This window comes from Leifsonia shinshuensis (assembly GCF_013410375.1).
GTDB lineage: Bacteria > Actinomycetota > Actinomycetes > Actinomycetales > Microbacteriaceae > Leifsonia > Leifsonia shinshuensis.
The window spans coordinates 278,826-300,356 of the sequence record NZ_JACCFL010000001.1 but is presented as its reverse complement, the minus strand read 5'-3'; the positions used below and the strand labels follow the sequence as shown (position 1 = coordinate 300,356).

The following is a 21,531-nucleotide window of genomic DNA, read 5'->3' as shown; positions in this document are numbered from 1 at the left end:
CAAGCCAACCACGGGACGGTGCGAATCGTCAGCCCGCGGAGCAGGCCCCCGAGCTGATGGGCGCGGAGCCGACGGCGCCGAGCACCGGACGGAGCTCGTCCAGGGTCAGCGCGTAGCCGGTCTGCGGGTCGACGGTCGAGCGCGCGAACACGACGCCGACCACCTGGCCGCCCTGGTCGAGCAGCGGGCCGCCGGAGTTGCCGGGCCGGATGGTCCCGCGCAGCGAGTAGATCTGCCGCTCCACCGCGCCGGTCTGGTAGATGTCGGTGCCGCGCGCGGTCAGCTGGTCGCGGACGCGCTGCGGGCTGATGCTGAACGGGCCGTCGCCGGGATAGCCGGCGGCGTAGGCCGGGTCGCCTGCCGCGAGGTTCTGGCCGAGCTTCAGCGCGGGGGCGCGGAGGTCGGTGACGTCGAGGACGGCGAGGTCGCGCTCCGGGTCGAACGCCACCAGCGTCGCCCTGTCGACCGTCGTGCCGCCGGACTCGCGCACCACCACCGACGAGGCGCCGGCGACGACGTGCGCGTTCGTGACCACACGGCCCGGCTGGACCACCCAGCCGCTGCCCTCGGAGTCCACGCCGCAGGCCGGCTTGGAGGCCAGGACGGTGACGGTCGACTGCTGCGATGACGCGACGGCCGCGGGGATGTTCGGATCGGGCGCTCCGATGCTCTTGATCGACTCGCCGCCCTCGAAGACCTTCGGCAGGCCGGCGCCGGCGAGGGCGTCGTCCACGGCCCCGAGCACGGTCGAGGAGGGGATCGGCGCGATGCTGTTGAGCGTCGAGACGACCTGCGACGAGTTCGCGGCCTGGACGACCGTCGCGAGGCTGGTCGCCATCGCGAAGCCGGCGACGAGCCAGACGACGACGGCCCAGGTGACGAAGCCGAGGACGGCGCCGATCAGCGAGTCCAGCCACTTGATCGGCCCGTGCCGCAGCACCTTGCCGATGACGGACGCCGCGGCCGTCGCCAACGCGTAGACGACGCCGGCGCACACGACCAGGACCACGGCGGCCACGATCGAGCGCTGACTGACGCCGGTGAGCCCGGACGCGGCCATCCAGTTCACGACCATCGGGGCGAGCAGGAGGCCGAGCGAGAGCCCGACGCCGAGACCGATCAGCGCACCGGCAGCACGGATCGCACCATTGCTCCACCCCGCCGCCATCGCGAGGACGGCGAGCACCAGCAGCACGACGTCGACCACGATCTCCACGGCTCTCACCATGCCCCACCAGGCTGGGCGCGGGCTGGGGTACGGATGTACGGATCCGGGGTCGGATGTCCGCGTGGGTATATTACGAGGAAACGCCGGGTGCCCGAGCCCGTCTGAGGAGGTAGCCGTGCCCAAGGGAGCGAACCTCCCGGCGATCGCCGCGTTCAACGAGACCGTCGTGCTCGACGCCGTGCGGCGCTCGGAGGGCGGGTTGAGCCGTGTCGAGCTGGCGTCGGTCACGGGGCTGTCCGCCCAGACCGTGACGAACGTGACCCGCCGGCTGCTGGGCCAGGGGCTGATCCGGGAGGCCGGCAAGCAGAGCGAGGGGAGCCCGGGAAAGCCGCGCACCCTGCTGCGCCTCGATCCGGCCGGCGCCTACGCGGTCGGCGTGCACCTCGACCCCACCGTCATCACGTGCGTGCTGCTCGATCTGGAGGGTGAGGTGGTCGAGCACGTGCGCCAGCCCGCGCCTCCCGACGGCGACGCGAAGGCGACGCTCGCGGTCGTCGTCGACGCCATCCGGGCGGTCCTCGCGACGCCGGGCGCGGACCCGTCGCGCGTCATCGGGGTCGGCGTCGCAGCGCCGGGACCGATCGACGCGGAGACGGGCGTCGTCGTGCGGCCTCCGCTGGTCCCCGGCTGGAACGACTTCCACCTGCGCGACGAGCTCACCGCGGCGACCGGGCTGCCGTCGCTGGTCGCGAAGGACGTCATCAGCGCCGCCGTCGCCGAGCGCTGGCGCGACCCCACCGGCGCCAGCAAGGACTACGCGTTCATCTACTACGGAACCGGCGCCGGCATCGGGCTCGTGCTGGGCGGCGAGGTCTACACCGGGTCGACCGACAACGCGGGCGACGCCGGCCACGTGCTCGTGGAGCCGGGCGGCGCCCTCTGCGCCTGCGGCCGCCGCGGCTGCTGGGGCGAGTCGGTCCGGCCGCAGCGCCTCGTGCTGCAGGGACTCTGGGCGGGCGTCCTGCCGGCGCCGGACGGGGAGCAGGTCGCGGACGGCGTCGACCTCGACCTCGATGTGGACACGGTCGACGCGCTGTTCACCCGGCTGACGGAGGCCGCGGACGCGGGCGACGAGCGCGCAGCCGCGATCATCGACCGGTCCATCCGCAACACGGCGTTCTACCTGTCCAACCTCACAGCATTGCTCGACCTCGACCGGGTCGTGTTCGGCGGCCCGTCCTGGTCGCGCGTCGAACACCGCTACCTCGACCAGCTCCCCGAGCGGCTGGCCGAGATCGACATGGGGATCCTGACCCACCCGGTGCTGCTGGAGGGCAGCGCGGTCGGCGACGATGTCGCGGCGGTGGGGGCGGCGTGCCTGGTGCTGAACGAGACGTTCTCGCCGCGGGTGGGGCGGGGGTGAATCCGGGCTACGGACTATTGTTCCAGTGCTAAGGTGCTAAATCTCAGAGCGACAACGGCTGTCGCTCGAGAGGAGATGCATCGTGATCACCAGAATCAAGCGGTGGCGCGTCAGGAGCGCGCTCGCCGTGCTCCTCACCGCCGCGGCGCTCGTCACCGCATCCGGAGCGCCGGCCCAGGGCGTCCCGGATGACGGAACCTCGTCGGTCCGCGGCTTCCTCGCCCAGTACGGCGCGGATGAAGCCACCCAGGATCGGCTTCTCGCCGAATATCGCGCCGGACGGGTCTGGGACTCGATGTCGAGCTCGAAGCAGCCGGTCTCGACCCGGAGCTTCACGGAGGCGGACGGCGCATACACGGTCGGCACCTACGCTGACGGTTCGATCGCCGTCACCAGGGCGGAAGTGCCCGATCCCAACGTGTCGGACCGTGCGAAGGGCATCAGCGGCTGCGGTGTGAGTGGGAAGGTTTACAGCAACTGCAAGATCGACATGTGGGTCGGACTCGTTCAAATGGCCTTCCGTGCCTCATACAACCTCGGCACGAACCAGGTCACGAACGCGTATGGGGCCGAGTACACGATTCTCACCGCGTGCGGTGCATCGCCAAGTCTCAACAGGCCGGCCGCCAACATCGCGCGGCTGAACGTTGCGGCGCAGATGTGTGCCCTCCCGTACGCCACCGTCTTCTGGCTGCAGCTCACGGTCAGCGGTGGATCCGCGCGGGTGAGTTGGAATGACAACTGAGGAGGCGCCGTGATCCTGTGGAACACCCTCGGCACGATCGGCATCGCTCTGACCGTGGCTGTCATCGTGCTCGCAGTGATCTGGCTTAGACGCCTAAGCCGGAAGTAGACATCGGGTCATACCTCGGCCCCGGCCCCGCAACCAGGGGGCCGGGGCCGATCCGTCTTCTTCACCCCCACCCGAGGGCAGACGACCAATTTCCCGAACTCTCTTTACTTGTAAATCAAATTGATTTATAAATTACCAAGAGTCCGCGGCATGGGAGCCGGGGGCCTCAATGCAAAGGAGCATCGATGAAGCGCAGCAGGGTAATGGCCGCAGCAGTCGCCGCCGCCGCTCTCGTCGCACTGGCGGGCTGTTCGTCCTCGTCCGGGGGCGGGGACGGCAAGACCATCAAGGTCGCCTTCCAGGACTTCGGGTCGGACATCATGGCCAACTTCATGAACAAATCCAAGACCGAGTTCGAGAAGGCCAACCCCGGCACGACCATCACGCTGGTGCCGATCAAGGCGGCGGAGAACGACTACTACACCAAGCTCTCGCTGATGAACCGGGCCGCCACCACGGCGCCGGACGTGATGAGCGAGGACACCTTCCTCATCCGCGCGGACGCCCAGGCCGGTTATCTCGCGCCCCTCGACTCCTACGTCTCCAAGTGGTCCGACTGGTCGAACTTCTTCGACAACGCCAAGGACGCCGGCAAGGGCGACGACGGCAAGGTGTACGGCATCCCCACCGGGACCGACACCCGCGGGCTCTGGTACAACAAGCAGATCTTCGAGAAGGCCGGCATCCCCACGCCGTGGCAGCCGAAGACCTGGGACGACGTGATCGGCGCGGCCAAGAAGATCAAGGCCGCCGACCCCGGCGTCATCCCGCTCAACATCTTCTCCGGCAAGGCCGCGGGCGAGGCCAGCTCGATGCAGGGCTTCGAGATGCTGATGTACGGAGCGAGCGAGAAGGGCCTCTACGACGACTCCACCTCCAAGTGGATCACCGGCTCCAAGGCGTTCACCGACGCGCTCGACGTCATCAAGGAGGTCTACCAGGGCGGCCTCGGCCCGAGCCAGGAGATCACCAGCGACACCAACTACCAGAACACGGTCAACAACCAGCTGGTGCCGCAGGGCAAGCTCGCGATCAACCTCGACGGGTCCTGGGCCTCCAACGCGTGGCTGCCCACCGGCGCCACGCCCTGGGCCGACTGGGACAAGGTGATGGGCACCGCCAAGATGCCGACCCAGAAGGGCCAGGAGCCCGGCTCGATCAGCCTCTCCGGCGGCTGGACCTTCTCGATGGGCGCCAAGAGCTCGGCGAAGGACACGGCCTGGAAGTTCATCACCTTCCTGACCGACAAGGAGCGCTCGCTCGAGTACAACATCAACACTGCGGGTATCCCGGTGCGCAAGGACGTGGCGAACGACGAGAAGTACAAGACCTCCAACCCGACGTCGGAGTTCTTCTCCTCGCTGGTCGCGGTCACCAAGTTCCGCCCGGCCACCCCGGACTACCCGAAGATCTCCAACGGCATCCAGGTGGCGATGGAGTCGGTGATGACCGGGCAGGCCACGCCGGCGCAGGCCGCCAAGACCTACGACGACTCGGTCGTGGGCATCGTCGGCAAGGAAAAGACGGAGTCCAAGTAACGTGACCTCCACCCTGGATGCCGTCGGCTCCGACGCGCGCGGCCGGACCACCCCGGTCCGGCCGCAGCGCGGGCCGAAGACACGTTCGCGCGCACACGCCCGGCGCTCCCTCGCCCGGGCCGTCCCCCTGGTCCCGGCCATCGGCCTGCTGGTCGTCTTCCTGGTCGGGCCGATCCTGTCGTCGTTCTACGGCTCCTTCACGAACATGTCGCTCACCGGCTCCTCGGCCGCGTCGGCGGAGTGGGTAGGCCTCCAGAACTACATCGACCTGTTCAAGAGCCCGGACTTCCCGGTCTCGGTCTGGCTGACGCTGGTGTTCCTGATCGGCTCGGCGGTCATCGGCCAGAACGTGGTCGGCATGGCGCTCGCGCTGCTGATGCGCAGCGGCAGCCGCTGGGTCGGCGCGCTGGTCTCGACCTTCGTGGTCGGCGCCTGGGTGCTGCCGGAGATCGTCGCGGCGTTCGCCTCGTACGCGTTCTTCAGCCAGCACGGCACGCTCAACGCCATCCTGGCCGCGTTCGGGATCGTCGGGCCCTCGTGGCTGTTCGCCTTCCCGATGCTGTCGATCATCCTCGCCAACACCTGGCGCGGCGCGGCGTTCTCGATGCTGGTCTACTCGGCGGCGCTGCAGGAGGTCCCGCCCGAGATCACCGAGGCCGCCGAGGTCGACGGCGCCAACGGGGCCAAGCGGTTCTTCCTGGTCACGCTGCCGATGATCCGGCGCAGCATCTCCACGAACCTCATGCTGATCACGCTGCAGACGCTCTCGGTCTTCACGCTCATCTACGTGATGACCGGCGGCGGCCCGGGCAACAAGAGCATGACCCTGCCGGTGCTGGCCTACCAGGAGGCGTTCAAGTTCTCCGAGCTCGGCTACGGCACGGCCATCGCGACCATCCTGCTGCTCGTCGGCGCGGTCTTCGCGATCGTCTACGTGCGCGCCCTCAAGACGGAGGTGGACTGATGAAGCTCTCGTCGCCCAACGGCATCGCTCTCAAGTGGACGGCCAACATCCTGCTGCTGCTCATCGGCGTGGTCTTCGTGCTGCCGCTGGTCTGGGTGGTGCTCGCCTCGTTCGACGGCGGCGCGACCCTCTCCGTCGCGTGGCCGAAGCAGTGGACGCTGGAGAACTTCCAGAAGGTGCTGACGCCGGAGCTGGCGTTCCTGCCGCTGTGGAACAGCCTCCTGCTGTCGGCCGGCTGCGCGATCGTCACCGTGGTGATCGCCGTGCTCGCCGCCTACCCGCTGTCCCGTTACCGCAACCGGTTCAACCGGCCGTTCCTCTACGCCATCCTGTTCGGGACCTGTCTGCCGATCACGGCGATGATGGTGCCGGTCTACAGCCTGTTCGTGTCGCTCAACCTGATCGACTCGCTCGGTGGGACGATCCTGTTCATGGCGGCGTCGTCGCTCCCCATGGCGATCTGGATGACGAAGAACTTCGTCGACTCCGTGCCGATCTCCCTCGAGGAGGCGGCCTGGGTCGACGGGGCGTCGAGCATGAAGACGCTCTGGACCGTCGTCGTCCCGCTCGTGCGTCCGGGCATCGCCGTCGTGTTCATCTACGTGTTCGTCGCGGCGTGGGGGAACTTCTTCGTCCCGTTCGTGCTGCTGCTCAGCCCCGGCAACCAGCCGGCCGCGGTGAGCATCTTCACGTTCTTCGGGCAGTACGGGGCCGTCGCCTACGGTCAGCTCGCCGCCTACTCGCTCATCTACTCCGTCCCCGTCATCGCGCTCTACGTGATCGTGTCCCGAGCGCTCGGCGGTTCGTCCGCGCTCGCCGGCGCGGTCAAGGGCTAGTGCGTACCTCTCTATAGAAGGAGCCGTCCTTGTACCAGCAGAACCAGCTCGCCGAGTTGCGGGTCGACCGTTTCGTCCGCGAGCGCCTGACGCCCGCCCTCGAGCGGGCGGCCGTGCCGGTGACCGTGGAGGCGTGGGAGGTGCCGGACGAGCCGGTGCCGTTCGCGCAGGCGGTGCAGGGCCCGTTCGAGCCCTTCGCCGTCGGCCGGCCGTGGGGGCGGCCGTGGGGCACGGTCTGGTTCCGCGTGACCGGGACGGTCCCGGCCGAGTGGCAGGCCGCTCCCGACGAGGTGGAGCTCGTGGTGGACCTCGGCTTCTCGGCGGGCCAGGTGGGATTCCAGGCCGAGGGTCTGGTCTGGGCGACGGACGGGACGATCCTGAAGGCGCTGGAGCCGCTCAACAACTACGTGCGCCTCCAAGCGGCGCCGGGGGAGTCGTTCGAACTGTTCGTGGAGGCGGCCTCCAACCCCGACGTGGGATCGGACTGGTCGTTCCGGCCGACGCCGGTCGGCCGCAAGTCGACCGCGCCGACGGACTCCATCTACACGCTGCGGCGGGTGGACGTCGTCCACCGCGACCGGGAGGTGTGGGAGCTGATCCAGGACATCTTCACCGTCCGGACCCTCGCCGCCGAGCTCCCGGCGACCTCCCCGCGCCGCGCCGCCCTGTTCGCCGCGCTGGAGGACGCGGTGACCGCCGTCGACCCGTTCGACGTCGGCGCGACCGCCGCCGCCGGCCGGGAGGCGCTCGCCGCTGTGCTGGCCTCGCCCGCGGCGGCGACCGCCCACCGGGTGTTCGCGGTCGGCCACGCCCACATCGACTCCGCCTGGCTGTGGCCGGTGCGCGAGACGATCCGCAAGTGCGCGCGCACCTTCTCCAACGTCCTCGACCTCATGGACCAGGACCCGGGCTTCGTGTTCGCCTGCTCGTCGGCGCAGCAGTTCGCCTGGATGCAGCGGTTCTACCCCGAGCTGTTCGAGCGCATCCGCGTGCGCGTCGCCGAGGGCCGGTTCGTCCCGGTCGGCGGGATGTGGGTCGAGTCGGACACCAACCTGCCCGGCTCGGAGGCGATGGCCCGCCAGTTCGTGGAGGGCAAGCGGTTCTTCCTGGAGGAGTTCGGCTACGAGCCGCGCGAGGTCTGGCTGCCGGACTCGTTCGGCTACTCGGGCGCCCTGCCGCAGATCGCCCGGGAGGCCGGGATGGACCACTTCCTCACCCAGAAGATCTCCTGGAACGAGACCAACAGGTTCCCGCACCACACCTTCGAGTGGGAGGGCATCGACGGGACGCGCATCTTCACGCACTTCCCGCCGGTCGACACCTACAACTCCATCCTCTCCGGGGGCGAGCTGGCGCACGCCGAGCAGAACTTCGCCGACAAGGGCCGCGCGAACACCTCGCTCGTGCCGTTCGGGTTCGGGGACGGCGGCGGCGGCCCCACCCGGGAGATGGTGGCCGCGGCCGCCCGCACGGCCGATCTGGAGGGCTCGCCGACCGTGCGGATCGCGGCGCCGTCGGCGTTCTTCGCCGCCGCGCGCGCCGAGTTCGACCCGGCGCCGGTCTGGGCGGGGGAGCTCTACCTGGAGTTCCACCGCGGCACCTACACGTCGCAGGCGCGCACCAAGCAGGGCAACCGCCGCAGCGAGGCGCTGCTGCACGAAGCCGAGCTGTGGGCGGCGACCGCCGCCGTGCGGACCGGTGCCGCCTATCCGGCGGAGGAGCTGCGGGAGGCCTGGCGGACGGTGCTGCTGCAGCAGTTCCACGACATCCTGCCCGGCTCGTCGATCGGCTGGGTGCACGACCAGGCGGTCGAGAACTACGCCGAGGTGGCGCGCAGCCTGGAGGACGTGATCGGGAGGTCGCTGGCGGCGCTCGCCGCAGAAGACGAGCACGAGTCTGCCGCCGCCGCCGTCGCCAACGCGTCGCCGTTCGCGGTGGACGGGATCGCGCCCGGCGGCGCCGGCGTCCCCTCGCGCGGCGCGGACGCCCGGGTCGAGCGCGACGGCGACGGCTTCCGGCTCGTCAACGACCGGATCGCCGTCACGGTCGACGCCGAGGGCCTCATCCCGTCGATCGTGGAGGTCGCGACCGGCCGGCAGGCCGTCCCCGCCGGCGCCCGCGCGAACCTCCTCCAGCTCTTCCGGGACACTCCCACGCAGTGGGACGCCTGGGACGTCGACATCGAGTACCGGCTGTCCGGCGAGGACCTCACGCGCGTGGAGTCCCTCGACGTGGCCGCCGAGACCCCGGAGGCGGTGTCGCTGCGGCTGGTCCGGCGGTTCGGCGCCTCGACCGTCACGCAGACGCTGACCCTCGCAGCGGGCTCGTCCGCGCTCGACATCGAGACCCACGTGGACTGGCACGAGCGGCAGCGGATGCTGAAGCTCGGCTTCCCGGTCGACGTGCACACCGCATCGGCGCGGTCCGAGATCCAGTTCGGGCACATCGAGCGGCCGACGCACACCAACACCAGCTGGGACGTCGCCCGCTTCGAGACCAGCGCGCACCGCTGGGTGCACGTCTCCGAGCCCGGTTTCGGCGTGGGCATCGCGAACGACGTCAGCTACGGCCACGACATCACCCGGCACTCCCGCGACGGAGGCGGGACGTACTCGCTGGTGCGCCAGACGCTGCTGCGCGCCCCGCTCTTCCCCGACCCCGAGGCCGACCAGGGCGAGCACACGCTGCGCAGCTCGATCGTGGTCGGCGGGGCGGACGCGGCGATCGAGGCCGGCTACCGGCTCAACCTCCCGCTGCGCCCGGCCGCCGCGGCCGTCGAGCCGCTTGTGGCCTCCTCCTCGCCCGCCGTGGTGGTGGAGACGGTGAAGCTCGCCGAGGATGGCTCCGGCGACGTCGTCGTGCGGCTCTACGAGGCGCACGGGTCGCGGGCCGAGTCCACGCTCGCCGTCGGGTTCCCGTACCAGCGGATCCAGCGCACCGACCTCCTGGAGCGCGAGACCGGCGCGGGCACGACGACGCTCGCGCTGCGCCCCTTCGAACTCGTCACGCTGCGGTTCGTCCGCGGCTGACCCCGACCGCCCGCCCCGGGCCGCGCGAACCCCGGGGCGGGCAACATCAGCGCCCGGCCGGTCGCGCGTCCCGAACTGGGGGCGCGCGACCGGGCGGAAGCATTCCTTCCGCCCGGTTATCCTTTCCAGCGTGGCGGTCGGTACGTGGCGGAGGCGGGTCCTGGTGGTCGAAGACCACGCCCTGATGCGCTCGCTCGTCGCCGACGCCTTCGCGCAGCGCGGCTTCGAGATCAGCACGGCCCCCTCAGCGGTCGAGGCGCTGCGCCTCGTCGACTCCGCCGACCCCGACCTGCTGGTGACCGACATCGACCTGGGGTCGCGCCCGAACGGCGTCGAGCTCGCGACCATCCTGCGCGAACGGGCGCCGCACATCGCGGTGATGTTCCTGAGCAACCTGTCGCGGGAGGCCGCCGCCGCGCAGGCGCGGGACACGGTCGAGGGCGCCTCGTTCGTCAACAAGGGAGCGATCGGCTCCGTCGCCGAGCTGGTCGACGCCGCGGAGGCGGTCCTCGCAGACCGCCCCGTCGAGCACCTCTCCGGCGCCAGCGGAGCGCAGGGCGCCCTGCTCCGGCTCAGCCCGGCGCAGCGGGAGACGACCCGGCTGCTCGCCGCCGGGCTCACCAACGCCGAGATCGCACGGCGCCGCGGCGTCTCCGTGCGCGCAGTCGAGAAGAGCGTCGAGCGGGTCTTCCAGGCGCTCGGGCTCACCGGTGACGACGGCATCGCGCCGCGGGTGGCGGCCGCGACCCTCTACACCGCGACCTTCGGGGACCCGGAGGCGGGCTTGTGACGCCTGCGGTCGCCCCCTGGATGCGACGTGCCGTGGTCCGGGCGACCGGGCCGTCGGCGCTGACCTGGTGGTCCTGGCTGGTGACTCTCCCGTTCGCCGTCACCGTGATGTCCGGGCTGCAGTACATCAGCGGAGGCCCGTGGGCGGTCGCCGCGGTCGGCGCGCTGGAGCACGCGGCGGTCGGAGCGACGATGCTGGCCGGCTGGGCGGTGCTCCGCGTGACGCCGCACCGGGTGCGCGTGCCGGTGGTCTTCCTGGTGTTCGCCGCGATCGGGCTGCTGCGGCCGCTGCTGTTCCTCGCCTCGGGCCGGGTGCTCGGCATCCCGGTCGCGGCGGGCGACCTCGTCAGCAGGATCTTCATCAACGTCGTCACGACCATCGCGATGCTCTCGCTGATCGCGGCGGCGGTCGACCTGGTGCGCGACCACCTCGGGGTCTACCGGCGCCTGCGCGCAGCGCAGCGTGCGTCCGCGCGCGACGCCGAGCGGACGGCGGAGCGCATCGCCGCACTCCGCTGCTCGGTCGTCGAGACCGTGCTGGAGCAGCTCGACGACGCAACGGCGGCGGCCGCGGCGCACGGCATCCGGCCCGCCGACGCCGCCCGGCTGCTCCGCGACCTGGCCCAGGAGGTCGTCCGGCCGGCGAGTCACCGCCTGTACTCCGACGAGGTCGCCCTTCCGGAGGAGAGCAGCACGGAGGGCCCTGTGCGCCGGCTCGACTGGGTCGGCTCCGTCCTGCTCGGCATGCGGACGGCCCCCGCGCTGCCGCTCGCCCTCCTGTTCGCGGTGCTGATGACCCCGTTCGGCGTCGCCCAGTACGGGTTCCTGTTCTGCCTGGCTCCGCTCGTCTGCGGGTTCGCGGTCGTCTGGGCGGGGAACGTCGGGCTGGACCACCTCGTCCGGAGCATCCGGCCCGCGCTGCGGGCGCCCGTGCTCCTGCTCGGGTACGGAGCCATCGGCGTACTCCTGGCCCTGACCACCACGCTCGTGGTCCAGGCTCTCGGCGGCGACCCCGATCTGGCGTGGGTCGAGGCCGTGACCTACCCGGCCGTCGGCTTCGGCGCGGCCCTCGTCACGTCGCTGTCCGCGCGCGTCCGGCGGGATCAGGCCGAGCTCGAGGCGGCCCTGCAGGCGAACGTCCGGGAGGCCGCGGCCGGCCGCGAAGCGCTGGACCGCGAGCGCGCGGGGCTGGCGCGCCTCCTGCACTCCGGCGTCCAGTCGGAGCTGATCGCCGCGGCCCTCGCGCTCGGCGCCGGGACCGGCGACGACGCCTCCGACGGCGTCCGCGAGGTGGTCTCCCACATCCGTGCAGAGCTGAGCGCGCCGCGCAGCGAACCGGACCCCGCCGACCGGATCGCGGTGCTGGTCGAGAGCTGGGGCTCCGCCATCCCGCTGCGCTCCTCGTTCGGCGACAGCGTGTGGGAGCGGCTCCGCGAGCCGGGCCGCGCGGAGGCCGTCGTGGACGCGATCTCGGAGGGTCTGGCGAACGCGGTGCGGCACGGCGACGGCTCCGAGGTCACGCTGGAGGTGCTCCCGGAGACGGGCAGCGGCGTGTCGGTCGTCGTCGTCTCGGGCGGTGCGCTGTCGAGCGCGCAGCCGGGCATCGGGCTCCGGCAGCTGGCCGAGCGCGGCGACGTCGCGCTGCGCGAAGTCGCGGGCCGGGTCGAGCTCGCGGTGGCGATCCCGTAGCGTCCCGCGGGAGCGTCGCGCCGGCAGTCGTAGCAGCCGTACCTCCGGCGTCCTGAGCGGACTCGAAGGGTTACGGTCGGGATGATCGGACCCCGCATCCGACCGCATCCGGGACGGGGTGTAGCCGCGCGACCCGAACGCGCGGGATGCGCCCCGCCCCCGGTTTTCCGCGGGTCTCGCCGATCGCCCGCTCGTCTCTCCGCGCTCGTGCGCTAGACGGCCTTCGTGCGAATTCGCCGGATCTATTCGTCTGCATTGATAGAACGTCCAGCGGAAATTTGATAAGAATGATCGGGTACGCCTGAAACGTCGTCCCCCCGCGACGTCCGGACGCCACCGTCCCAGGCTGCTCCCGTTCGTCCCCAGGAAGGCCAGCTTGCCCGAGTCCTCTGCCCCTCTGCGGTCTCGCCGCAGCCTTCGGGGACCCGTCGTACTCGACGTGGACGAGCAGACGCAGGCGGTCGCCGACCCGATCACGGACTTCACCCGGGCCGAGTCGCTGGTGCCGCCCGCGCCGGTCGTCCCCGCCGCTCCCGCCGCGCCGGCTCCGCTGAGCCGCCGTGCCGCGCTGGAGGCGGAGCGGGCGCAGTCCCGCCGCAAGCCGGCCGCGGCGAAGCCGCAGGCGGTCGCGTCCCAGGCCGCAGCGCCGGCCGCCGCGGGCCAGACTCTCGAGTCGCTGTTCAGCGAGAGCCCCGCTCCCGTGAGCCCGGCCGCCCCGAGCCCTGCCGCCCAGCGCTCCGCCATCGAGCCGCACACGGCACCGCGGAAGAAGAAGCGGGTCGTCCGCGAGCGCGTCGTCGTCAAGCCGACCCGCCCCTCGCGCGCCGAGCGCCGCGCCGCCATCGCCCAGCAGTCGGCCGTGCCCGGCGCGCTGGTGTCCGCCGGCCCGTCGGTCGCCGATCCCGCGAACCCCAAGCACCCGCGCCGGGGCATCTACCGCAAGCTCCACACCGAGAGCCGTCGCCGTCGCGGCTTCCACCTCTTCGTGCTCGTCGCGCTCACCGCGTTCTTCGGCACCGCCTCTCTTCCGGCCTACGCGACCACGGGCGAGGCCTCGGTCGCCGGCGCCGCCCGCACGGCGCTCGCCGTCCAGACGCTGACCGGCGGCAACGCCACGGCGCAGGTCGTCTCCCGCGACGGCCTCGGCATCGCCGAGAGCCCGCAGGCGCTCGACTCCACCACTAACAACGCCGTCTCGCCCACCGTGCAGGCCCTCGCCGTGCAGCTGATGGGCGCCGTCGCAGCGGGCCGCCTGGTCGGCTCCACTCCGGACCACATCCCCGAGATCGCGAACCTGGCCGAGGGCAAGGTCGTGCCGAACTGCGGCGTCGACTACCGCGTGCTGCAGGCCATCTCGGTCGCGCTGGACAACTTCAGCCAGGTCGGCGTCAGCGACATCAACCGCAGGTGCACCGGCCAGATCGAGGGCGCGGGCACCGACTCCGCCCACTACGCCGACGGGGGCGGCCACGCGGTCGACTTCTACCTCCTCAACGGCTCGGCGCTCACCGGCGGCGACGCCAAGTCCCTCCAGCTGATCCGCCTCCTCGACCCGCTGGTCCCGAAGGGCTCCGGCCTGGGCCAGGCGGAGTGCCGCGGCTCGATCAGCGTGCAGAACTTCGCGCCGTTCGACGACACCTGCAACCACGTCCACATCGACTTCCTGAAGTCCCAGGGGGCGACGCTCCGCTACGGGTGATCGCGGAGTGGCCGCGCCGCCGAAGCGACGCGACCACCTGACCGCTGTCAGTTGCCCTTCACGTTGACGAGCTGGCACAGCGTGTGCCGCACCTCGACCAGCTCGGCCGCGTCGGTCATCACCTGGTCGATCGGCTTGTACGCCTGCGGGATCTCGTCCAGGAATGCATCCGTGTCCCGGAACTCGATCCCCGTCATGGCCTCCCTCAGCTGGTCGATCGTGAACGTCCTCCGCGCGGCGGACCGCGAGAACTGCCTTCCGGCGCCGTGCGGCGACGAGTGCAGCGCGAGCGGGTTCCCGAGCCCGGCGACGACGTAGGACGCCGTCCCCATCGAGCCGGGGATCAGTCCGAGCTGTCCCTCGCGCGCCGAGATGGCGCCCTTGCGGGACACCCAGACGTCCTTGCCGAAGTGGCGCTCGCGCTCGGTGAAGTTGTGGTGGCAGTTGATCCGCTCCACCTCCACGACCGCCTGGCCGAGGTACTCCGCCGTCTGACGGATGACGCGATCCATCATCTCCTCGCGGTTGAGCAGGGCGAAGTGCTGCGCCCAGCGCAGCTCCGAGATGTACGCGTCGAACTCCGGCGTCCCGTCCACCAGGTAGGCCAGGTCGCGATCGGGGAGGTCGATCCACCACTTGTCCATCAGCGCCTGAGCGACCTCGATGTGGTGACCCGCGATCCGGTTCCCGACCCCGCGGGAGCCCGAGTGCAGGAACAGCCACACCGTGTCGGTCTCGTCCAGGCTCACCTCGATGAAGTGGTTGCCGGAGCCCAGCGACCCGAGCTGGCGCTGCCAGTCCTTCACGTAGGCGGACGGGTCGAAACCGATCTCGTCCGCCATCCGGGTCAGCTCGGCGACGCGCGGCTCCGCTGTCGCGACGACGCGGTTGTTCTTGCCGCCGGCCGAGAGCGGGATGGCGCGCTCGATCGCCTCGCGCAGCACCGACAGCGGCGCCTGCGCCGAGGCGATGTCGTCACGGGTGAACCGGGTGCGGACCGCGATCATGCCGCAGCCGATGTCCACGCCGACAGCCGCGGGCATCACGGCGCCGAGCGTGGGGATGACCGAGCCCACGGTCGCGCCGAGGCCCAGATGCGCGTCCGGCATCAGCGCGACGTGCGGGTGGATGAACGGCATCCGCGAAGTGGTGACCGCCTGGTCCCTGGTGCTGTCCTCCAGCAGGGAGGCCCAGTTCAGCAGGCGGTTCGAGATTCTCTCCATTGTCCTTTCGTCTCTTCTCGTGGGTGGTCCGGAACGGTCCAACGCACCTCGAAGAGACGAGGAGAGGACAGCCCCGGGGAACGGTCGGGGCTGTGCGGCATCCGTGGATGCGGTGCTACAGCCCCCGCGAGCGCTCACTCTGCCGGAGGGCGCGCTGATAGCGCTTCAGGTCGGTGTTGTGCCGCATCCTGATTCCTTCCGTCATGAGCGTCCGGTGGGGCCGCCCTGCGCCGGTCGGCGCAGGATTCCAGACCTTACACGCTCCCGCAGCGCCGTGTCCAGCACCGGGCCTCACCCCAACGGCACCGCCGTCCCCGATCCCAGCCGCTTCATCACCAGTGTCGACGTCATCCGCTGGATGCCCGGGAGGCCGCCGAGCTCGCCGTCGTAGAGCTCCTGGTAGGCCGCGAGGTTCGGGGTGAGGATGCGCAGCATGTAGTCAGGGTCGCCGAAGAGGCGCTCGGCCTCGATCACGCTCGGGATGGCGACGACCGCCTCCTCGAACGCCCCGACGGTGTCCGGGTCGGTGCGGCTGACCGTCACGAAGACGATCGCCTCGAACGTCAGGCCGACCGCGGTCGGCGACACCACCGCGCGGTAGTGCTCGATGACCCCGGACTGCTCCAGTTCGCGCACCCTGCGATGGCACGCGGACAGGCTCAGCCCCACCCGCGCGGCGAGCTCGGTGACGCTGATCCGGCCGTCCTGCTGGAGGGTTGAGAGAATCTCCCGGTCGAGGCTGTCCATGCAGATTATTCTCCCGCGCATTCGGCGATTCTGCCGCAGATATCGAAGCACCTTTCGCGAAGGATCGCGTAGCTTCTGCGACATGAATCCCGTCCTCGTCGCGCAGTTCTGGACGATCGCCGTCCTGCTCGCGCTGACGCCCGGCGCCGACTGGGCGTACATCATGGGCGCCGGGGTTCGCGCGAAGTCCGCGGCGCCGTCCATCCTCGGGATGCTGACCGCCTACGCCGTGGTGATCGTGGCCGTCGCGCTCGGGGTCGGGACGCTCGTCACGCAGTACCCCGTCGTGCTCACCGTGCTCACGCTCGGCGGCGCGGCCTACCTGATCTGGCTCGGGGTCACCGCCCTCGTGAAGCGGGCGGAGCCGGTCGGTCCGCACGGCGAGCCGATCACCGGCAGCGCTGCCGCCCAGTTCCTCCGCGGTGCGGGCGTCTCCGGGATCAACCCCAAGGGGCTCCTGCTGCTGCTCGCGCTGCTGCCCCAGTTCACCTCGCCGACCGGGATGCCGGCAGCGGCCCAGATGCTGGTGCTCGGCGCGCTGCACCTCGCGGACATCGCCGTGATCTACACGCTCGTCGCCCTGCTCGCCCGGCGGCTGCTGCGGACCCGGCCGCGCGCGCTGGCGCTCGTGGGGAGGCTGTCAGGAGCGATGATGGTGCTCATCGGCGTGAGCCTGCTCGTGGAGCGCTTCCTGCAGCACTGAACGCCCAGGCAGGAGAGCGCCGGTCAGAACAGGTTCAGCGCCGCCCACTGCAGCAGGATGACCGTCTTCCCGTCGGCGATCCGGCCGTCAGCCACCATCGCGAGGGCGTCGTCGTAGGGGACGACGACGGGCTCGATCTCCTCGCCCTCCTCGGCGACACCGCCGCCGCCCGCGATCTCGCCCGGCCGGTACTCGGCCGCGAAGAAGTGGACGCGCTCGGTCACCGAGCCCGGGCTCATGAACAGGTCGAAGAGGTGCCGGAGGTCGCCCACCTGCACGCCCAGCTCCTCGGCGGCCTCGCGGCGGATGGCCTCCTCCGGGGCGTCGCCGTCGAGCAGGCCGGCGGCGGCCTCCACCAGCATCCCGTCGGGGTGGCCGTTCACGTAGGCGGGGAACCGGAACTGCCGGGTGAGCAGGATCGTGCGCGCCTCCGGGTCGTAGAGCAGGACGGTGGCGCCGTTGCCGCGATCGTAGGTCTCCCGCGATTGCGACACCCAGGCGCCGTCGCGTCCGCGGTAGTCGAAGGTGGTCCGGCGCAGCACGTGCCAGCCGTCGGAGACCACCTCCACGTCGGTCACCCGGACGTCCGGGTTGCCCGCCGCCGAACGGCCGGTGCGGTGCAGCCCGGTGCGCCCTCTGCTGTCGGGGACGTCGTGCCCGGGTCGTGCGTCGTGCTGCGTGGATCCGTCACCGCTCATGGAAGGAGGGTATCGGAGGTCTCTCCCGTCCGAATGTACAACCCCACCACCTCGCGGACCTCCACGCCGCCGCCCTGCCAGGTGGCCGGGTTGCGGCGGGCGATCGCGAGCGCCGCGTCCTTGTCGGGGGCCTCGACGATGCCGATGCCCGCGATGATCTCCTTGCTCTCGGTGTACGGCCCGTCGGTCACGCCGTCGCCGCGGATGGAGGTCGCCTCCGTGAACGGGGCGAGCGCGAACGCCGCGGTCAGCGAGCCGTCGCGGATCAGGTCCTCCGAGTGGCGGTCGTGCTCGGCGAGCTCCTCCGGCGTCCCGGCGACACCGTTGCCGTAGATGAAGATGGCGAACTGGGCCATGATGATCCTCTCTGTCGTCACCAGTGCGTCGAACTGCACGGCGCCGATTCGACAGCGTCAGCGCAGCTTCCGGCGCATCTCCCGCACCGCCAGGATGTCGGCCGCGTCGGCATCGTCGGACTTCACGATCGCCTTGTCCGACTTCAGCGGGAGGTCGTAGCCCTTCTCGACCTCCACGCCCGCGAGGATCAACCGGGCGCGGGCGATCTCCGCGTCGAAGACCGCTCCGAGCAGGAGCACGACGTTCGCGATCCAGATCCACAGCAGGAAGACGATGATCCCGGCGAGGGTGCCGTAGGTCTTGTCGTAGTGCCCGAAGTTCGCCACGTAGAACGCGAACAGCGCGGAGGCGACACCGAGGAGCAGGATCGCGACGACGGCGCCGGGCGTCAGCCAGCGGAACCGCGGCTGCCGTACGTTCGGCGTCGCCGAGTACAGGAGCGCGACGAGCAGCACCAGGGCGAACACGACGACCGGCCAGCGCAGGATCGACCACGCCGTCTTCGCGGCGTCGCCGACGCCGAGGGCGTTCCCGAGGGCCTCGAGGATCGGCCCGGAGATCACGAGCAGCACCGCCACGATCGCGACGAGCACGAGCGACGCGATCGTCACCCCGAGCTGGACGGGGCGCAGCGCGAACGCGGACCGGCCCTCCCGCACCCCGTACACGCGGTTGAGGGCGCGGCCGAAGCCGCCGACGTACCCGGACGCCGACCAGATGGCGCCCACGATGCCGACCACCAGCGCGACGCCGGTCGCGGGGGACTTCGCGAGCGCCTCGATCGGGCCCTGGACGGTCGTGAGCATCCCGGGCGCGAGCTGGTCGACCATCCCGAACAGCGCGTGGATCCCCGCCGAGCTCTGCCCGACCAGGCCGAGGACGCTGACGAGCGCGATCATCGCCGGGAACAGCGACAGCACGCCGAAGTAGGTGAGCCCGGCAGCGAGGTCGGTGCAGGAGGCCTTGCCGAAGCTGCGCAGTGTGCGCTTCAGGATGTAGCCCCAGGGAAGGCGGGGCAGGGAGGCCTCAGCGGCCACGCGCGACCCCTCGCGCCACGAGAGCGGCCGCGCCGGCCAGCACCGTCAGGTACACCGCCGCGGCGGCGATGGGGTGCGACCGGATCTGCACGCGCACGTTGAACGTGGCGAAGATGTCGTCGAGCGTCGCGGCGAGCTGGTCGCGGGTCTCCTCCAGCTCGAGCTTGAGCGTGTTCATCCCCTTGCCGGTCACGGCTGCTCTCCCTTCAGCGCCTGCGCGTCCGCCTTCAGCTCGGGGCCGAGGTCGTCGGGGACGGGCGGCACTCCGCGCTTGAGCATGGCCCGGCCGATGAGGGCGAGGATGATCGCGAGGACAATCAGGATGCCGGCGACGATGAGCGCCGCGAGCCAGCCGGGGACGACCAGGGCGAACGCGAACACGGCCGCGGTGATCAGGACGCCGAGCGCGAAGAACACGAAGACCAGGGCGCCGACGAGGAGCCCGACGCCGACGCCGGCGGCCTTCGCCTTGGCGGTCAGCTCGGCCTTGAACAGGGCCAGCTCGGCGCTGACCAGCCGCTTCAGCTGGGCCGTCGCGTCGCGCGTCAGCTCAGGAAGCGGCCGCAGTCCGCGGGTGGTCCGGCGGCGCTCTCGGGGGAGCACGGCCTTGCTCTCGGTCATTCCTCGGCCTCCCTGGGGGTTCGCGTCCGACCGTACCCCACGGTGGTGGACGAGCCAAGGGAGTGCCGACTCCGCGTGGCCCACCGGATGGTGCACACTAGTCGCATGAGCGGCAACGGCAGCGGCGGGATGGGCGCCACGGGGTCCGGGGGAGTGCTCGTCGCCGTCGTCCCAGGCCAGCCGACCGTCGTGCTCGACCAGGCGGCCCGGCTCGCCGACGACCTCGACGTCCCGCTGGTGTGCGCCAACGTCGACCCCAACCGCTACCTGGTCTCCAGCTACGTGGACGGCACGGTGGTCGCGCTCCCGTACGACCCCGACCTCCCCGAGGTGGAGGACGAGACCTTCGACCCCGAACTGGAGACGGACATCCGCGCCGCGCTGGACGGCCGCGGCGTCCCGTACTCGCTCAAGCAGCTCGCCGGCGATCCCGCATGGGCGCTCGCGCGACTCGCCGACGAGATGGACGCCCGCTACATCGTGGTCGGGACGCGAGAGGCGGGACTGCGGGGCAGCCTCCGCGAGTTCTTCAACGGCTCGGTCGCGGTGCACCTGGCCCACCGGCAGCACCGGCCGGTGATCGTGGTGCCGCTGGCGCCGGTGAGCGGCGCCCAGACGCTGCCGTGGGAGGACCCGCCGGTATAGTGGAGCGGCGGCGATGGATCTCGCCGGGGCCGGCAGGCCCGAACCGCGACGGTCGCTGATAGCTTGGGCTCAATCGGTCGTTGCAACACCGTGTTGTTGAAGCGAGCGTAGCTGTTCCTCGAAGACTTCCGCGGGAGTGCGCCAGTTCAGGCTTTTCCGTGGCCGGTTGTTGAGCGCGAGAGCGACGGCTTCGAGGTCCTCGGCCGACCACCGCGAGAGGTCCGTGCCCTTCGGGAAGTATTGACGCAGCAACCCGTTTGTGTTCTCGTTCGTCGGCCGCTGCCAGGGCGAGTGGGGGTCGGCGAAGAACACCTTCGTGCCCGTCTCAAGCGCGAACTGGGCATGCGCAGAAAGCTCCTTGCCGCGATCCCAGGTGAGTGTCTTGCGAAGCTGTTCTGGAAGCTTCGTCATGGTCGCGACGAGAGCAGCATTCATCGCGACGGCGCCGTAGCCTCCCAGTGCAGGACCGTTCTTCACATATGGGTTCTCGCCCCAGCCCTCCAGGCGGGGCAGGTGCACCAGCAGAGTCGAGCGGCTCTTGCGCTCGACGACAGTGCCGATCGCCGATCGGCCCGTTCCGATGATCAGATCCCCCTCCCAGTGCCCAGGAACGGCGCGGTCCGCCGCCTCCGCAGGACGTTCGGAGAACACGACATCGGCGGTGACATGCCCTTGCGGCCGGTTCTGCGCTCGAGCTCGTGGCTGCCGGAGTGCGCGACCGGTTCGCAGGCAGGTGACGAGTTCGCGTTTGAGCGCGCCACGGCCCTGGATGAACAGCGACTGGTAGATCGCCTCGTGGCTGATGCGCATGGACTCATCATCCGGGAAGTCGACCTTCAGGCGGTGTGAGATCTGCTCCGGGCTCCACGCGATCGCCCACCGCCGGTCCTGCCGATGCGGCTTGTTCCGCCCCTTCCATGCCAGCGGCTCAGGGCCGACGACCACGCTGCCATCGGGTCGGCGGACGTTGCCGGCGAGACGGTCCTGGACGTACTCGCGCAGCCTAGCGTTGGTCACCAACCTCGCCTTCTTCGGCCGCTTCGCCGCCTGCTGCGCCTTCCACTGCGCCACCAGCGCCCGGTATTCCTGCTTGCCGCTGCGCGTGGCGGCATTGCGGCGCAGCTCGCGGGAGATCGTTCCCGGGTCGCGGCCGATCCTGCGGGCGATCTCACGCACGCCGAGCTGCTTGGCGCGGAGAAGCGCGATCTCCTCGCGTTCCTCGAAGGACAGATAGCGACCTGTGGGCGGGGCGAGGCTGATCGGCGGCATGCCGCCAGCGTGACGAAACCAACGGGTCCCGACCGGCACAGACACGCCCACCGTCAGCGCCGCTTCGGCGGAGGTGATACCCGTCGCGATCAGACGCCAGAACTGCCGTTGCACCTCCCGCGAAGGCTCAGGCCGCCCGGGCGAGCGCATCGGCGGACGCAACGCCCGATCCGCACGCCACTGCCGACGCGCACTCACGGGCACTTCGCTGGTCTTCTTGCTCCAATCCGCCGTCACCATCGC

General features: G+C 70.9%; 20 protein-coding genes. 11 read left to right on the top strand and 9 right to left on the bottom strand.

Annotated elements, in window-relative coordinates:
* Nucleotides 1-28: 28 nt before the first annotated feature.
* Nucleotides 29-1,228, bottom strand: a complete 1,200-nt coding sequence (locus tag HNR13_RS01405; protein WP_218881141.1) for a MarP family serine protease — start codon at nucleotides 1,226-1,228, stop codon at nucleotides 29-31.
* Between the two features lie 115 nt (nucleotides 1,229-1,343).
* Here HNR13_RS01405 and HNR13_RS01400 point away from each other — a divergent pair, with 115 nt between their 5' ends.
* The 9 genes from HNR13_RS01400 to HNR13_RS01360 all read left to right on the top strand — a co-directional run bounded on the left by HNR13_RS01400 (nucleotide 1,344) and on the right by HNR13_RS01360 (nucleotide 13,988).
* Nucleotides 1,344-2,591, top strand: a complete 1,248-nt coding sequence (locus tag HNR13_RS01400; protein ID WP_179604103.1) for an ROK family protein — start codon at nucleotides 1,344-1,346, stop codon at nucleotides 2,589-2,591.
* Between the two features lie 82 nt (nucleotides 2,592-2,673).
* The gene (locus HNR13_RS01395; RefSeq protein WP_179604102.1) at nucleotides 2,674-3,336 is read left to right on the top strand and encodes a hypothetical protein; all 663 of its coding nucleotides are present in this window, start codon (nucleotides 2,674-2,676) and stop codon (nucleotides 3,334-3,336) included.
* A gap of 293 nt (nucleotides 3,337-3,629) precedes the next feature.
* The gene (locus tag HNR13_RS01390; RefSeq protein ID WP_179604101.1) at nucleotides 3,630-4,982 is read left to right on the top strand and encodes an extracellular solute-binding protein; all 1,353 of its coding nucleotides are present in this window, start codon (nucleotides 3,630-3,632) and stop codon (nucleotides 4,980-4,982) included.
* Nucleotide 4,983: 1 nt separating this feature from the next.
* Entirely contained in the window at nucleotides 4,984-5,946 is a 963-nt protein-coding gene (locus tag HNR13_RS01385; RefSeq protein WP_179604100.1) for an ABC transporter permease subunit, read from the top strand.
* Nucleotides 5,946-6,782 (top strand): carbohydrate ABC transporter permease, encoded by an 837-nt coding sequence (locus tag HNR13_RS01380; protein WP_179604099.1) that lies wholly within the window; start codon nucleotides 5,946-5,948, stop codon nucleotides 6,780-6,782. The genes HNR13_RS01385 and HNR13_RS01380 overlap by 1 nt, the downstream gene beginning before the upstream one ends.
* Before the next feature lie 29 nt (nucleotides 6,783-6,811).
* Nucleotides 6,812-9,811: an alpha-mannosidase gene (locus HNR13_RS01375; RefSeq protein WP_179604098.1), complete on the top strand. Its 3,000-nt coding sequence runs from the start codon at nucleotides 6,812-6,814 to the stop codon at nucleotides 9,809-9,811.
* A gap of 130 nt (nucleotides 9,812-9,941) precedes the next feature.
* Nucleotides 9,942-10,601, top strand: a complete 660-nt coding sequence (locus tag HNR13_RS01370; protein WP_343063400.1) for a response regulator transcription factor — start codon at nucleotides 9,942-9,944, stop codon at nucleotides 10,599-10,601.
* Nucleotides 10,598-12,289, top strand: a complete 1,692-nt coding sequence (locus HNR13_RS01365) for a hypothetical protein (RefSeq protein WP_343063399.1) — start codon at nucleotides 10,598-10,600, stop codon at nucleotides 12,287-12,289. The genes HNR13_RS01370 and HNR13_RS01365 overlap by 4 nt, the downstream gene beginning before the upstream one ends.
* Before the next feature lie 439 nt (nucleotides 12,290-12,728).
* The gene (locus HNR13_RS01360; protein ID WP_343063398.1) at nucleotides 12,729-13,988 is read left to right on the top strand and encodes a hypothetical protein; all 1,260 of its coding nucleotides are present in this window, start codon (nucleotides 12,729-12,731) and stop codon (nucleotides 13,986-13,988) included.
* A 47-nt stretch (nucleotides 13,989-14,035) separates the two neighbouring features.
* Here the strand turns inward: HNR13_RS01360 and HNR13_RS01355 are convergent, their stop codons facing one another.
* Together HNR13_RS01355 and HNR13_RS01350 are read right to left on the bottom strand one after the other, a co-directional pair.
* Nucleotides 14,036-15,211, bottom strand: a complete 1,176-nt coding sequence (locus tag HNR13_RS01355; protein ID WP_179604097.1) for an RtcB family protein — start codon at nucleotides 15,209-15,211, stop codon at nucleotides 14,036-14,038.
* Nucleotides 15,212-15,502: 291 nt separating this feature from the next.
* Complete coding sequence (locus HNR13_RS01350; protein ID WP_179604096.1) at nucleotides 15,503-15,958, bottom strand: Lrp/AsnC family transcriptional regulator; 456 nt, start codon at nucleotides 15,956-15,958, stop codon at nucleotides 15,503-15,505.
* Nucleotides 15,959-16,040: 82 nt separating this feature from the next.
* On the opposite strand from HNR13_RS01350, the gene HNR13_RS01345 reads away from it, so the two are divergent.
* Nucleotides 16,041-16,661 carry a LysE family translocator gene (locus HNR13_RS01345; protein ID WP_179604095.1) on the top strand — a complete coding sequence of 207 codons (621 nt, stop codon included), beginning with the start codon at nucleotides 16,041-16,043 and terminating at the stop codon, nucleotides 16,659-16,661.
* Nucleotides 16,662-16,684: 23 nt separating this feature from the next.
* Here the strand turns inward: HNR13_RS01345 and HNR13_RS01340 are convergent, their stop codons facing one another.
* Genes HNR13_RS01340 through HNR13_RS01320 form a run of 5 tightly spaced genes read right to left on the bottom strand, consistent with a single transcriptional unit; the run spans nucleotide 16,685 to nucleotide 19,374 of the window.
* On the bottom strand, nucleotides 16,685-17,359 hold the full coding sequence (locus tag HNR13_RS01340) for an NUDIX domain-containing protein (RefSeq protein WP_179604094.1): 675 nt from the start codon (nucleotides 17,357-17,359) through the stop codon (nucleotides 16,685-16,687).
* The gene (locus HNR13_RS01335; RefSeq protein ID WP_343063397.1) at nucleotides 17,356-17,754 is read right to left on the bottom strand and encodes a YciI family protein; all 399 of its coding nucleotides are present in this window, start codon (nucleotides 17,752-17,754) and stop codon (nucleotides 17,356-17,358) included. The genes HNR13_RS01340 and HNR13_RS01335 overlap by 4 nt, the downstream gene beginning before the upstream one ends.
* An 18-nt stretch (nucleotides 17,755-17,772) precedes the next feature.
* Complete coding sequence (locus HNR13_RS01330; protein ID WP_179604093.1) at nucleotides 17,773-18,753, bottom strand: YhjD/YihY/BrkB family envelope integrity protein; 981 nt, start codon at nucleotides 18,751-18,753, stop codon at nucleotides 17,773-17,775.
* Nucleotides 18,743-18,946, bottom strand: coding sequence for a hypothetical protein (locus HNR13_RS21380; RefSeq protein WP_246312694.1), 204 nt, complete (start codon nucleotides 18,944-18,946; stop codon nucleotides 18,743-18,745). The genes HNR13_RS01330 and HNR13_RS21380 overlap by 11 nt, the downstream gene beginning before the upstream one ends.
* Nucleotides 18,943-19,374, bottom strand: coding sequence for a phage holin family protein (locus tag HNR13_RS01320; RefSeq protein WP_179604092.1), 432 nt, complete (start codon nucleotides 19,372-19,374; stop codon nucleotides 18,943-18,945). The genes HNR13_RS21380 and HNR13_RS01320 overlap by 4 nt, the downstream gene beginning before the upstream one ends.
* 105 nt (nucleotides 19,375-19,479) lie before the next feature.
* Between HNR13_RS01320 and HNR13_RS01315 the strand changes: the two genes are divergently transcribed.
* Nucleotides 19,480-20,019, top strand: a complete 540-nt coding sequence (locus HNR13_RS01315) for a universal stress protein (protein WP_246312693.1) — start codon at nucleotides 19,480-19,482, stop codon at nucleotides 20,017-20,019.
* 69 nt (nucleotides 20,020-20,088) lie between these two features.
* Here HNR13_RS01315 and HNR13_RS01310 read toward each other — a convergent pair whose 3' ends face one another.
* Complete coding sequence (locus tag HNR13_RS01310) at nucleotides 20,089-21,438, bottom strand: IS30 family transposase (RefSeq protein WP_382314098.1); 1,350 nt, start codon at nucleotides 21,436-21,438, stop codon at nucleotides 20,089-20,091.
* Nucleotides 21,439-21,531: the final 93 nt, after the last annotated feature.

Coding starts and splice junctions, on each gene's coding strand:
- HNR13_RS01405 (WP_218881141.1), bottom strand. CDS start 1,228: ATGGTGAGAGCCGTGGAGATCGTGGTCGACGTCGTGCTGCTGGTGCTC.
- HNR13_RS01390 (WP_179604101.1), top strand. CDS start 3,630: ATGAAGCGCAGCAGGGTAATGGCCGCAGCAGTCGCCGCCGCCGCTCTC.
- HNR13_RS01380 (WP_179604099.1), top strand. CDS start 5,946: ATGAAGCTCTCGTCGCCCAACGGCATCGCTCTCAAGTGGACGGCCAAC.
- HNR13_RS01355 (WP_179604097.1), bottom strand. CDS start 15,211: ATGGAGAGAATCTCGAACCGCCTGCTGAACTGGGCCTCCCTGCTGGAG.
- HNR13_RS01350 (WP_179604096.1), bottom strand. CDS start 15,958: ATGGACAGCCTCGACCGGGAGATTCTCTCAACCCTCCAGCAGGACGGC.
- HNR13_RS01345 (WP_179604095.1), top strand. CDS start 16,041: ATGAATCCCGTCCTCGTCGCGCAGTTCTGGACGATCGCCGTCCTGCTC.
- HNR13_RS01340 (WP_179604094.1), bottom strand. CDS start 17,359: ATGAGCGGTGACGGATCCACGCAGCACGACGCACGACCCGGGCACGAC.
- HNR13_RS01320 (WP_179604092.1), bottom strand. CDS start 19,374: ATGACCGAGAGCAAGGCCGTGCTCCCCCGAGAGCGCCGCCGGACCACC.
- HNR13_RS01315 (WP_246312693.1), top strand. CDS start 19,480: ATGAGCGGCAACGGCAGCGGCGGGATGGGCGCCACGGGGTCCGGGGGA.
- HNR13_RS01310 (WP_382314098.1), bottom strand. CDS start 21,438: ATGCGCTCGCCCGGGCGGCCTGAGCCTTCGCGGGAGGTGCAACGGCAG.